The sequence below is a fragment of the uncultured Ralstonia sp. genome, assembly GCA_913056305.1.
In the GTDB taxonomy this organism is placed as follows: domain Bacteria; phylum Pseudomonadota; class Gammaproteobacteria; order Burkholderiales; family Burkholderiaceae; genus Ralstonia.
On sequence record CAJXMR010000046.1, the window covers coordinates 1 to 11,890 of the forward strand.

13 protein-coding genes and 1 pseudogene are annotated in these 11,890 nt (G+C 66.9%); 5 read left to right on the plus strand and 9 right to left on the minus strand.

What is annotated here, in order from left to right; translation table 11 throughout:
* The 3 genes and pseudogenes from QZ609_RS10200 to mltG form a co-directional block, all read right to left on the minus strand.
* Positions 1 to 485, minus strand: a pseudogene (locus QZ609_RS10200) (DNA polymerase III subunit delta'); the annotation flags it as partial.
* Between the two features lie 81 nt (positions 486 to 566).
* Positions 567 to 1,184, minus strand: coding sequence for a dTMP kinase (tmk, locus tag QZ609_RS10205; RefSeq protein WP_295493953.1), 618 nt, complete (start codon positions 1,182 to 1,184; stop codon positions 567 to 569).
* Positions 1,181 to 2,179 carry an endolytic transglycosylase MltG gene (gene mltG, locus QZ609_RS10210; RefSeq protein ID WP_295493955.1) on the minus strand — a complete coding sequence of 333 codons (999 nt, stop codon included), beginning with the start codon at positions 2,177 to 2,179 and terminating at the stop codon, positions 1,181 to 1,183. The genes tmk and mltG overlap by 4 nt, the downstream gene beginning before the upstream one ends.
* A 145-nt stretch (positions 2,180 to 2,324) precedes the next feature.
* Between mltG and QZ609_RS10215 the strand changes: the two genes are divergently transcribed.
* The 3 genes from QZ609_RS10215 (at position 2,325) to QZ609_RS10225 (ending at position 4,634) form a co-directional block, all read left to right on the plus strand.
* The gene (locus QZ609_RS10215) at positions 2,325 to 3,365 is read left to right on the plus strand and encodes a folate-binding protein YgfZ (RefSeq protein WP_295493957.1); all 1,041 of its coding nucleotides are present in this window, start codon (positions 2,325 to 2,327) and stop codon (positions 3,363 to 3,365) included.
* Positions 3,366 to 3,405: 40 nt separating this feature from the next.
* Positions 3,406 to 3,696, plus strand: a complete 291-nt coding sequence (locus tag QZ609_RS10220) for a DUF4936 family protein (protein WP_295493959.1) — start codon at positions 3,406 to 3,408, stop codon at positions 3,694 to 3,696.
* A gap of 119 nt (positions 3,697 to 3,815) precedes the next feature.
* The gene (locus QZ609_RS10225) at positions 3,816 to 4,634 is read left to right on the plus strand and encodes an NRDE family protein (protein WP_295493961.1); all 819 of its coding nucleotides are present in this window, start codon (positions 3,816 to 3,818) and stop codon (positions 4,632 to 4,634) included.
* A 34-nt stretch (positions 4,635 to 4,668) separates the two neighbouring features.
* Here the strand turns inward: QZ609_RS10225 and QZ609_RS10230 are convergent, their stop codons facing one another.
* From QZ609_RS10230 to QZ609_RS10240, 3 genes are read right to left on the minus strand one after another with little or no spacing between them, the layout of a single operon-like run.
* A complete protein-coding gene (locus tag QZ609_RS10230) occupies positions 4,669 to 5,376 on the minus strand; it encodes an SDR family NAD(P)-dependent oxidoreductase (protein ID WP_295493963.1) in 708 nt (235 codons plus the stop codon).
* A gap of 30 nt (positions 5,377 to 5,406) precedes the next feature.
* Positions 5,407 to 6,861, minus strand: a complete 1,455-nt coding sequence (locus QZ609_RS10235) for a coniferyl aldehyde dehydrogenase (protein WP_295493964.1) — start codon at positions 6,859 to 6,861, stop codon at positions 5,407 to 5,409.
* The gene (locus QZ609_RS10240; protein WP_295493966.1) at positions 6,858 to 7,754 is read right to left on the minus strand and encodes a sterol desaturase family protein; all 897 of its coding nucleotides are present in this window, start codon (positions 7,752 to 7,754) and stop codon (positions 6,858 to 6,860) included. Before QZ609_RS10240 ends, QZ609_RS10235 begins: the two co-directional genes overlap by 4 nt.
* Positions 7,755 to 7,859: 105 nt before the next feature.
* Between QZ609_RS10240 and QZ609_RS10245 the strand changes: the two genes are divergently transcribed.
* Positions 7,860 to 8,765, plus strand: coding sequence for a LysR family transcriptional regulator (locus QZ609_RS10245; protein ID WP_295493968.1), 906 nt, complete (start codon positions 7,860 to 7,862; stop codon positions 8,763 to 8,765).
* Positions 8,766 to 8,772: 7 nt separating this feature from the next.
* Here QZ609_RS10245 and QZ609_RS10250 read toward each other — a convergent pair whose 3' ends face one another.
* Genes QZ609_RS10250 through QZ609_RS10260 form a run of 3 tightly spaced genes read right to left on the minus strand, consistent with a single transcriptional unit; the run spans position 8,773 to position 10,642 of the window.
* The gene (locus tag QZ609_RS10250; RefSeq protein WP_295493969.1) at positions 8,773 to 9,219 is read right to left on the minus strand and encodes a GNAT family N-acetyltransferase; all 447 of its coding nucleotides are present in this window, start codon (positions 9,217 to 9,219) and stop codon (positions 8,773 to 8,775) included.
* Positions 9,216 to 9,665, minus strand: coding sequence for a thioesterase family protein (locus QZ609_RS10255; RefSeq protein ID WP_295493970.1), 450 nt, complete (start codon positions 9,663 to 9,665; stop codon positions 9,216 to 9,218). Before QZ609_RS10255 ends, QZ609_RS10250 begins: the two co-directional genes overlap by 4 nt.
* An 8-nt stretch (positions 9,666 to 9,673) precedes the next feature.
* Positions 9,674 to 10,642: an alpha/beta hydrolase gene (locus tag QZ609_RS10260; protein ID WP_295493971.1), complete on the minus strand. Its 969-nt coding sequence runs from the start codon at positions 10,640 to 10,642 to the stop codon at positions 9,674 to 9,676.
* Between the two features lie 99 nt (positions 10,643 to 10,741).
* Here QZ609_RS10260 and QZ609_RS10265 point away from each other — a divergent pair, with 99 nt between their 5' ends.
* A complete protein-coding gene (locus QZ609_RS10265) occupies positions 10,742 to 11,890 on the plus strand; it encodes an iron-containing alcohol dehydrogenase (protein WP_295493972.1) in 1,149 nt (382 codons plus the stop codon).

Sequence of the window (11,890 nt, forward strand, 5' to 3'; positions counted from 1 at the left end):
TCCGTCACCAGCAGGAAGACGGTGTTCTGCGGCGGCTCTTCCAGCGTCTTGAGCAGCGCGTTGGCCCCCTCGGTCTGCAGGGCATCCAGCGGATACAGCACCACCACGCGCAAGCCGGCCCGGTGCGTGCCTACGCCGACCGCCTCGATCAGGTTGCGCACCTGCTCCATGCGGATGATCTTGCTGGGCGCCTTCTTCTTGCCTTCGGCATCCTTCTCCGTCTCGGGCGCCTCTTCCATGGCCTCGGGGCGCACAAGGTGGAAGTCCGGGTGGTTGCCCTGAACGAACCAGTTGCACGCGGCGCAGGTCCCGCACGGCTGGCCGTCAGCAGCGGGCGTGTCGCACAGCAACCCTTGCGCGAAGTGCATGGCGAAATCGCGCTTGCCGGTGCCGGCCTGGCCGTTCAGCAGGATGGCGTGCGGCAGCGTTGCCCGCATCGCCTGCAGGCGCGCCCAGTCAGCGGATTGCCACGGATAAAGCATCATGAATCAATGGGTTGCGTCAGGTTATGGATGCGAAATCTCGCCGTGAAACCATTGTTTCGGTTATAGAAATTGCCTGCAAGATCAAAGCGTTGCCAGCAATTGCTCTAAGTCTTTCTGGATATCGCCGCGCTCGCGGTTGGCGTCGACGACGAAGAAACGCTCTGGCTCGGCTGCCGCACGGCGCAGGTATTCGGCGCGCGTGCGCAGGAAGAATTGGGCGGATTCGGCTTCGAACTTGTCGGGCGTGCGCGCATCGGCTAGGCGCGCGGCGGCGATCTGGGGCGGCAGGTCGAACAGGATCGTCTTGGTCGGCTGCAGGCCCTGCTGCACCCACGTCTCCAGCGCTTCGAGCCGGTCGATGGCCAGACCCCTGCCCCCGCCCTGGTAGGCGAAGGTGGCATCCGTAAAGCGGTCGGAGATGACCCAGTCGCCGCGCTCAAGCGCAGGCTGGATCACTTCGGCAATGTGCTCGCGGCGGCTGGCGAACATCAGCAGCGCTTCGGTCTCCAGGTGCATGCGCTCGTGCAGCAGCACCTCGCGCAGGCGTTCGCCCAGGGGCGTGCCGCCCGGCTCGCGCGTGACGACCACCTGCTTGCCCTGTGGCGCCAGCCTGGCCTGCAACTGCTGGGCGAACCACGCCAGGTGCGTGCTCTTGCCCGCCCCGTCGATGCCTTCGAATGTGATGAACTTGCCAGTCATGGTTGGCCGCGCTGGTATTTGTTGACGGCCCGGTTGTGGTCCGTCAGGTTGGTCGAGAACTGGCTGCTGCCGTCACCGCGCGCGACAAAGTACAGCGCGTTGGACGGCGCCGGATTCATCGCCGCCTCCAGCGACGCCATGCCCGGCAGCGAGATCGGCGTCGGCGGCAGGCCGATGCGGGTGTAGGTGTTGTACGGCGTGTCGGTCTGCAGGTCGCGCTTGTGCAGATTGCCATCGAAGCCCGCGCCGATGCCGTAGATCACGGTCGGGTCGGTCTGCAGCAGCATGTTTTTGCGCAGGCGGTTGATGAACACCGAGGCGATCATCGGCCGGTCCTGCTTCTGGCCGGTCTCCTTCTCGACGATGGAGGCCATGGTCAGCGCCTCGTACGGCGTCTTGTATGGCAGGTCGGGCGCGCGGCGGGCCCAGGCATCAGCCAGGCGCTTCTGCATGGTCTGGTAGGCGTGGCGATACAGCTCAACATCGCTGCTGCCACGGGCGAACAGGTAGGTGTCGGGGAAGAACATGCCTTCCGGGTTGGCCTCCTGGGCACCAATCTTGCGCATCAGGTCGGCATCGGACAGCCCGGCGGTCTCGTGCCTGAGCGCCGGTTCCGCATCGACCGCAGCGCGCATCTGACGCATGCTCCAGCCCTCGATGACGGTGACGACGTAATGCGTGACCTCGCCGCGCGCCATCTTGTCGAGAATCGACAGCGGCGTCGCACCGGTCTCGAACGCGTAGCCGCCGGCCTTGAGGTTCTTGGCGTTGCCCATGGCGCGCGCCACCAGCGAGAACAGCTGCGGCTGCACGCCCACCCCGCCGGTCCCCAATTGCCGCGCAACCGACGTCACGCTCGAATTGGGCTTGATCACCACTTCCAGCGGCGAGGCGGATAGGCTCACCGGTTGCTGGGCCCACCACACCACGCCACCCGCCGCCGCCAGACCGATCAGGATCACCAGCAACAGCAAGCGCTTGAAAAACGAGATCATCGTGTTCTGTAATCTGCTGTACGGAACCGGCCCATGTCCTCGACAATGAGTCTTATCCGTACTCTTGAAATGGATTGGAAGCGCTCAAGATGCGCTTCAGACAGCCTCATATAATACCGGGTCAATCTCCGGCCACCTGCACACCATGAATGATGTTTTCCAGGATTTCGTCGATACGCTGAGTTTTCCGCTGCTCGACGTGCAGTTTGACGCCGCCACGCACGGCAGCGTGCTGTGCCCGCCGACCAATGTTGCCCGCATCGCCGTCGAAGGCGCCGATGCGGCGGAATTCCTGCACAACCAGCTGACCAACGCCGTGACCGGCTTGGGGCCAAACCAGGCGCGGCTGGCCGGTTACTGCTCGGCCAAGGGCCGCCTGCTGGCCACGCTGCTGATGTGGCGCCAGGCCGATACCGTCGTGCTGCAGACCGACAAGCTGATCGCCCCGGCGATCACCAAGCGCCTGTCGATGTTCGTGCTGCGCGCCAAGGCCAAGCTGCGGCCGATGGACGAGTTTGTCGCCATTTGCGTGGCAGGCCCCGATGCGGCCGACGCGCTGCGCGAGGCCGGTGCCGTCCTGCCGGAATCCGATGCGGTCTACGCGGTGGCGCAGCAGCCGGTCACGGTCGGCCAGCAGGTCGGCGCGGTGATCCGTCTGCCGGATGCCGACGGCCGCCCGCGCTATCAATGGATGGTCCATACCGATCACTTCCAGCAAGCCTGGAAGACGCTGGCCGCGCGCCTGTCGCTGGTCGGCACCGAGGTGTGGGACTGGCTCGCCCTGCAGGCGGGCGTGCCGTCGATCACCCTGCCGACGCAAGAACAGTTCGTCCCGCAGATGGTGAACCTGGAACTGGTGGGCGGCGTGGATTTCCGCAAGGGCTGCTACCCGGGCCAGGAAGTGGTGGCGCGCAGCCAGTATCGTGGCACGCTCAAGCGGCGCATGTACCGCGCGCACGTGGGTGCGCCCACCTCCGCTGGCGCCGAGGTTTTCAGCGCGGCCGATCCGAACCAGCCGTGCGGCATGGTCGTCAATGCAGCGATGGCGCCGGGCGGTGGCACCGACCTGCTGGTCGAACTCAAGCTCGACGCCGTGGACACCACCATCCACCTTGCCACGGCCGACGGCCCGCTGCTGACCCTGCAGACGCTGCCCTACGCGATTCCCGTCGCCGAAAGCGCCTGATCTGGCGCCTGATCCCCCACACACCACCTGCGAGGCTGCCATGGCCGACCACCTGTTCGTCTATTTCCGCATCGCCGAGCGCGACGCTGGCGCCGCCCTGCCGCGCTGGCAGCGCTGGCTCGACACGGTGGAAGAAGCGACCGGCGTGTCCGGCACGCTGATGCGCCGCCCCGAAGTGCACGACGGCATGGCGACGTGGATGGAGTGCTATCACGATATCCCGCCCGCCTTTGCCGCCACGCTCGCAGGGCTATGGGAGACCGGCGGCCCGCGCGAATTCGCGGCGGGCGAGCGCCACGCCGAGCTTTTCGTCGATCTCGAAAGCAACTAGGCAGGGCGGCTGCGCAATCGTCATCGCAAAAGTTCGGCAGGCTGCTATGCTTGGCCGAAGCCCGCGCGACACAGATCGTCACATCGACGTGTCGCCCGGCATTTTCAAAGGAAGTGCTTATGTGCCTGATTCTCACGGCCTGGCATGCCCACCCCGCGTATGCGCTGGTGGTGGCCGCCAACCGGGACGAATTCTATGACCGCCCCGCCGCGCCGCTGGCGTGGTGGAGCGACGCGCCCCACGTGCTGGCCGGGCGAGACCTGGCCCAAGTGGTCGGCCACGCGGGCACGTGGATGGGCATGACGCGAGACGGGCGCTTTGCCGCGCTCACCAATTACCGCGCGCCGTCCGAACGCCGCCCCGATGCGCGCTCGCGCGGCGAGCTGGTCGCCAATTTCCTGGCCGCTGAAGAGGCATCGATTCCCACGTACCTTGACAGCCTTACCGCCCGCAACGGCGCCTACAACGGCTACAACCTGCTGACCGCCACGCGCGACGAACTCTGGTGGACCAGCAACCGTGCCGACGCGCCGCGCAAGCTGTCACCCGGCGTGTATGGCCTGTCCAACGCGCTGCTCGATACGCCGTGGTTCAAGGTGCGGCATCGCATGGCTGCCTTTGCCGAGGCGCTGGCGGCAGACACTGGCCGGCATGGCAATGCACTCGATGTGGCGCGTTACTTGAATCTGTTGGCCGAAACGCGCGAAGCACCGACGGGCGCCCTGCCCGCCACAGGCGTGGCGCCGGAGTGGGAGAAGCTGCTGTCGGCGGCCTTCATCCGCTCGCCGCGCTATGGCACGCGCGCCAGCACCATCGTGCGCATCCGCCACGACGGCTGCTTTGACGTGACCGAGCGCCGCTTCGACGCGCAAGGCCAGATCGGCGAGACGCGCTACCTGGGCGTGCTCGACACGGTCACCCAGGCCGATCTGCCCTGATCTGCCCTAACACGGCCCGACCTTTCCCCTCGGCTCAACTCAGCCCGACCACCGGCAAGGACGCGCCATGCACGGCGCGCGCCGCGTCGGAGGCCAGGAAGGCGATCACACTCGCCAGGTCCTGCGGCTTGACCCATTTTTCCGGATCGGCATTCGGCATGGCTGCGCGGTTCTCGGGCGTATCGATGATGCTCGGCAGCACGCAATTGACGTTGATGCCGCGCTCGCGCAGTTCCGCCGACATGGCCTCCGTCAAGCGGATCACGCTGCTCTTGGCAGCAATGTATGGCCCCATGTGCGCCAGTCCCTTGCCCGCCGAGTTCGCGCCGATGGTGATGATCTTGCCGCCGCCGCTGGCCAGCATCTGTGGCACGACCGCGCTGGCGATATGGATCAGCGAGCGGGCATTGAGGTCCAGCAGGAAATCCCAGGTGGCATCGGATGTTTCATGCAGCGGCTCGCCCATGCGGAAGCCGCCGGCCAGGTGGCACAGCGCCTTCACCGGGCCGAAGCGCGCCTGGGCATCCGCCACCGCAGCCTCGGTGGCGGCGCGGTCGAGCAGGTTGACCGCCACCAGTTGCTGCTGGTCGTTCGACGCGCCAAACGCGGTGGCCAGCCGGTCTTGCTGGAGGTCCAGCAGGATCAGCCTGTCACCCTGGGCGGCAAACGCCTGGGCGACGGCGCGCCCAAGGTTGCCGGCGGCGCCGGTGATCAGCACCGTGCGGGAAGTCGAGGAAGCCATGTCCGGGTCTCGAAAAGGTCGCGATGCTATCTAGAATGGCCGACGCACCGAAGCATCGCCAGTGCCGAGATTGAACTTCAGCGCCCATGCCTGCAGGCGCCGGCCATAGGGCGGATAGAACAGGTCAATCGGGAAAAAGCGGTGCCGCTTGAAGACCGTGCGCGCGTGCGACAGCTCGCGGAAGCCCTCCTCGCCGTGCCAGTTGCCGATGCCCGATTGCCCGGTGCCGCCGAACGGCGCGTCGTGGTTGGCGGCATGCCAGCCCCAGTCGTTGATCGTCACCCCGCCGGAATGCGTGCGGGTCAGCAACGTCTCGCGTGCGGCGGCATCGTGGCTGAAGCAGTACAGCGCGAGCGGACGTGGCCGGCTGCGCACGATTTCGATCGCGTCATCCAGCGTGTCATAGGCCACCACCGGCAGCACGGGGCCGAAGATCTCCTGCTGCATCAACTGCATGTCCGGCGTGCAACCCGTGACAATCTGCAGTGCCATCCGGCGGCTACGGTCACTGTCCCCGCAGGAGACGACGGTGGCGCCCTTCTCGCGGGCGTCGTCGAGCAGGCTGCGGATGCGCGCGGCGTGGCGGTCGGTGGAGACGGCGGTGTAGTCGGCGTTGTCCTGCACGTGCATGCCATACAGCCCAGAGAAGGTCTGCTGGACCGCCTCGACGAAGGCGCCGATGTGCTCGCGCGGCACCAGCGCATAGTCCGGCGCCACGCAGATCTGCCCGCCGTTGGTGGCCTTGCCGTGCGCGATGCGTCGCGCGGCCTCCTGCACGGAGTAGTCGCGCAGCACGATGGCCGGCGATTTGCCGCCCAGCTCCAGCGTGACCGGCGTCAGGTTGCGCGCGGCCTGCTCCATCACCAGGCTGCCCACGCGTGGCGAGCCGGTAAAGACGATGTGGTTGAACGGCAGCGCGGTGAAGGCATTCGGGTCTTCCTGCTCCTCACCAAACAGCGCGACGTGGTCGTCGGCAAAGACCTCGCCAAGCATCTGCCGCAGCGTGGCATTGGTGCGCGGCGTGGTCTCCGGCATCTTGATCATGACGCGGTTGCCGGCGGCCAGCGCCGTGGCCAGCGGCCCGATCGACAGGTAGACCGGGAAGTTCCACGTGGCGATCACGCCCACCACGCCCTTGGGCTGGTAGGTCACGCGCAGGCTGTTGGTGGCGAACAGCAGTTCGGGCCGGCGTCGGCTCGGGCGCATCCAGCGGGCCAGGTGCTTGCGCGCATGGCGGATCGCCAGCGCGGTGGGCAGCACGTCGAGCATCTGGGTCTCGGCCACGGCGCGGCCGCCGAAATCGGCCGAGATGGCGTCGGCCAGCACGTCCTGGTAGCGCAGCAACTGGCGTTGCAACAGGCGCAGGTGCTGCTGGCGCTGGTCGGCGCTGGGCAGCATGTCCTGCAGATGCGCGCGCTGCTGTGCGGCGAATACGTCGGTCAGGCGCGCGTCGAGCATCGCCTGGACAGAGGCGCGGTCGTTCATGCGGCCTCCTGCTTGGCGGCGGCCAGCTCGTCCGCCTCGGTCATGGCGGCACCGCCCGGGCGCAGCGCGGAATGCTCGCGCCTGGAGTGCACCAGCGGATAGAACATCTGCGCGGTCCAGCGCTCGGGCCCGAACAGGATGTCGTCCTGCAGGCCGATCTTGGCCGGGTATTTGCGCGTGATATGGGCGGTACCGAACAGCACATCCCAGAAGAACAGCAGGTTGCCGAAATTGCCCTTGTAGTGGCCGATGCCGTCTTCGTTGGTCAGCGCGTGGTGGGCCCAGTGCGTGGCCGGCGTGGAGATGGTGCGCTCCAGCACCCACATGAGCGGACGCAGCGCGCGGATGCGGTACAGCGGCGCATCCCACGCCCAGGCGCAGTGCGCACCCAGGATGACGGCCAGCTTGACCACCAGATACACCGCGTAGACCTCGCCGAAGCCCAGGTACACCGCCACACCGCCGATCCACAGGCCCGGCATCATCAGGTAATAAAAGAAGTTGTTGCGGTAGGTGATGCGCACGCTCATGTACGACGCGCTGTGGTGCGCGCGGTGCAGCGGCCACAGCAGCGGCGAATGCGAAGCGCGGTGCCAGAGGTACTGCGTGAGGTCGTCGCCCACCAGCAGCAGGCCGGCCATGGCCCACCAGGGCAAGTGGGACCACGCGTTGTGCTGCGCGGGGATCAGCCAGTTGCACAGGGCGTTGCTGCCCAGCAGCGCGATCGGCTGGGTGATGGCAATCAGGCTGACGAACATCAGCACTTCCAGCCAGGTGTCGTTGGCTGTGGCATTGCCACGCACGGTGGCCTGGTAGCGCCGGGTGATGAACTCCATGGCGCCCAAGCCCAGGATGCAGGCGCTAATCAACAGGTATTGCAGTTGCGAACTCATTGCGGGGCGTCTCCTCTCGCTTTGTTATGGAGACGATCCTAGGAGTGGCATTTCAATGCGTCCAATGCATAATGGGTATTCATTCAATGCACCGGACGCAACGCCATGGATCTGCGCCGCCTGAGTCACGTCGTTGCCCTGGCCGACACCCTGCACTTCGCCCGCGCCGCCGAGCAGGTGCACCTGAGCCAGCCCGCCTTCAGCCGCAGCATCCAGGCCATCGAGGACGACCTGGGCGTACGCCTGTTCGACCGCGAAACCGGCGACGTGCGCCCCACGCCCGCTGGCGAATTCGTCATCGAGCGGGCGCGCAAACTGCTGTTCGAGGCGCGCTGCCTGCAGCGTGACGTCGATCTGTACCGCGACAGCCAGTTGGGCGACACGGCCTTCGGCGTGGGCCCCCTGCTGACCGCCACCCTGATGCCGCAAGCGCTGCGCGAGCTACGGCGCCAGCACCCGCAGGTAGCACTGCGCATGGAGGTCGGCAACTGGGTGCAGCTGCTGGAAAGCCTGCGCACCGAGAGCATCGAGTTCTTTGCCGCCGACGTGCGCGACATGCCGAAAGACGCCGCGCTGGACATCCAGCTGATCGGCGGCCAGCCGCCCAACCTCTATGTGCGGGCCGGCCACCCGCTGGCCGGGCGCGAACATACGCTGCGGGAGGTCTGGACCTATGGCCTCGCGGTGCCGAAGCTGCTGAGCCCGTCGAAGGTGGAGCTGGCCGCCCTGCTGGGTCTGCCGGAGGGCCAGGAAGCCGCCATTGCACTCGAGTGCGACAACTACAGCGTGCTCAAGACGATCGCGCTCACCACCGATACCGTCCTTGGCGCAACGGACGCGGCGGTGTCGGAGGAGCTGGAATCGGGAACACTCATCCGGCTGGTCGTGCAGGGCTGGCTGTCGCCACCGTCCAGCACGGGCATCGTGCGTTTGCGCGGCAGGACCTCGTCGCCGGCGGCGCAGGCAGCCATCACGGCCATTGTGCGGGCCGCCGGCGCGATCAACGTGTAGTTCTGGGTTACAGCACGCGGCGCATGGTCCGGTGCGGGATGCCGGCCTCTTCGTACTCGTCGCCTTCCGGCGTGAAGCCGGCCCGCGCATAGAACGGCATCGCGTGGGTTTGCGAGTTGAGCACCAGCTCGGGGTAACCCAGTTCACGGGCCTTGTCGATCAACGCGTCCAGCACGCGCGCACCGACGCCCGTGCCACGCGCCTCCTGGCGCACCGCCATGCGGCCGATATGGCCGTCGGGCAGCAGGCGGCCGGTGGCCACGGCGCGGCCGGCGGTGTCGCGCGCCAGCGCGTGCCAGCACTGGTCGTCCCATTCATCCCATTCGAGTTCAACGGGCACACCTTGCTCAATGACAAACACGTCGTAGCGGATGGCACGGGCTTCTTCGCGCACGGCGTCCCAGCGGTCGACTTCAACACCGGCGAGCAGGCGGACGGATTCGGGGGCAGTCATGTTTCAGGCTTCAGGATTTCAAAATTGAGGATGCGCTCGCGCAACGTGTCGGGCACGGGCGCGGACGTCTGCGTGGCCATGTGTGTGGCTGGACGGGCGCACACGTAGATGACCTCGCCGGTGACGAGGTGCTCGTCCGCGCGATACATCTCGATGATGAAGCGCATGCTCGAGCGGCCCAGGCGCGCCACGCGGCAGCGCAGGTCCAGCTCGTCGTCAAAGCGCGCGGACGCATGGTATTCCAGCGTGGACTTGACCACGTAGAAATCGACGCCGAAGGTGTCCACCACGTCGGTCGGGTAGCGCACGCCGATCGCGCGCCAGTACTCCGTGATGCACACGTCGGCATACAGCAGGTAATGGCCGTTGAAGACGATGCCCTGTGCATCGACTTCGGCCCAGCGCACGCGCAGCGGCGTGCAGTGATGGAAATCCTCGATGGCCATGCGTCTGTCTACTCCGTCTCGGTGCCGAACGCTCGGCGCAGCGCATCGGCGGCTTCCTGGTGGGCGTGCTCAACGGCCGGCACGAAGCGGCCGATCTTGAAGAAGTCGTGGATCATGCCGTCATACCGCTTCAGCTCGACCGGCACGCCGGCGGCACGCAGCTTGTCGGCATAGCCGATGCCGGCGTCGCGGATCGGGTCGAAACCGGCCACGGCGATCCACGCGGGGCACACGCCGTGCACGTCGGCGCCCTGCCCGCCAGCGTCGAGCGGAGCGAAACGCCAGTCGTCACGGTCGGCGTCGGTGCGCAGGTATTGGGCGAAGAACCAGCCGATCATCTCGTGCGTAAGCAGGTAGCCCTCAGCGAACTCGCGGTGCGACGGCGTGGTCTCGCGCGCCGTGGTGCCGGGATAGACCAGCAGTTGCAGAACCGGCGCCAGGCCACGATTGCGCGCCTCGATGGTGCAGATGGCGGCCAGCGTGCCGCCCGCGCTGTCGCCGCCAAAGGCGATGCGCGTGGGATCAGCACCGATCGTCGCGGCCTCGTCGAAGACCCACTGCAGCACGTCGAAGGCGTCGTCTGCAGCGGTCGGGAATTTCCAGTCGGGCCCAAGCCGGTAGTCGACCGACAGCACCATCGCCCCGGATTTGGCGGCCAGCGAGCGGCACAGCGCATCGTGCGTCTTGATGCTACCGACCGTAAACCCGCCGCCGTGGAAGTACACCAGCAGCGGCAGCGGATCGGCCCAGCTTGCTTCGCGCGCGGCGTAGGTGCGAATGGGGATGGCGTAGCCATCACGCGCGGTGACGGCCAGGTCATGCACGGCCGCAAGCGGAATGGTCGGGATGTCGACGATGGGGCTGCTTTTTTCGTAGGCGATCTTGGCGTCGGCCGGATCGAGCTGGTTCAGCGGCGGGCGCTTGGCACGCGCCACCAGGTCGAGCAACTGGGCGACGTGCGGGTCGAGAGACGGCATGGAAGACGAGAACTGAACGATCGTTCTAATTTGGCTATCATCGGAGTATCCATTGAACCACGTCCGCAAGACAAGACGGACTGACCTCGGAGACAGCGCATGGCCCTCATCTTCTATCTCACCCACGTCCACCTCGGCTTCGGCACCCTCAACGAACTCAAGAGCGAGTGCGCGCGCGTCGGCATCCGCCGGCCGATGGTCGTGACCGACAAAGGCGTGGCGGCAGCGGGCCTGGCCCAGCGCGCCATCGATGCCACCGGCGGTCTGCCCGTCACCGTGTTCGACGAGACGCCCTCCAACCCGACCGAGGCGATGGTGCTGAAGGCTGCGGCGCAGTACAAGGACGCCGGCTGCGACGGGTTGATCGCCATCGGCGGCGGTTCATCGATCGACCTGGCCAAGGGCATCGCCATCGCGGCAACGCATCCGGAATCGCTCACCACCTACGCCACCATTGAGGGTGGCAGCGCAAAGATCACCGAGGCGGCGGCGCCGCTGATTGCCATCCCGACCACCGCCGGCACCGGCAGCGAGGTTGCGCGCGGCGCCATCATCATCCTGGAGGACGGCCGCAAGCTCGGCTTCCACTCATGGCACCTGCTACCCAAGTCGGCCATCTGCGATGCCGAACTGACGCTGGGCCTGCCTCCGATGCTGACGGCCGCCACCGGCATGGATGCCATCGCGCACTGCATCGAGACTTTCCTCGCCCCCGCCTTCAACCCGCCCGCCGATGGCATCGCGCTGGACGGGCTGGAGCGCGCCTGGGCCAACATCGAGCGCGCCACGCATGATGGCTCCGACCGCGATGCGCGGCTAAACATGATGAGCGCCTCCATGCAGGGCGCGATGGCGTTCCAGAAGGGGCTGGGCTGCGTGCATTCGCTGTCGCACCCGCTGGGCGGCGTGAAGGTGGGCGGCAAGACGGGGCTGCACCATGGCACGCTCAACGCGGTGGTGCTGCCGGCGGTGCTGCGCTTCAATGCGACGGCGGAATCGGTGGTGCGGGACAACCGCTATGCGCGCATGCGCCGCGTGATGAATCTGCCGGCCGACGCGGACCTCGCCCAGGCCGTGCATGACCTGACGGCGCGGCTCGGGTTGCCTACCGGCCTGCGCCAGATGGGCGTCACCGAGGACGTGCTGGAGCACGTGGTGGAGGGCGCCCTGCTCGACCATTGCCACAAGACCAACCCGCGTGTGGCCACGGCGGAGGACTACCGCCGCATGCTGGCCGAAACGATGTAA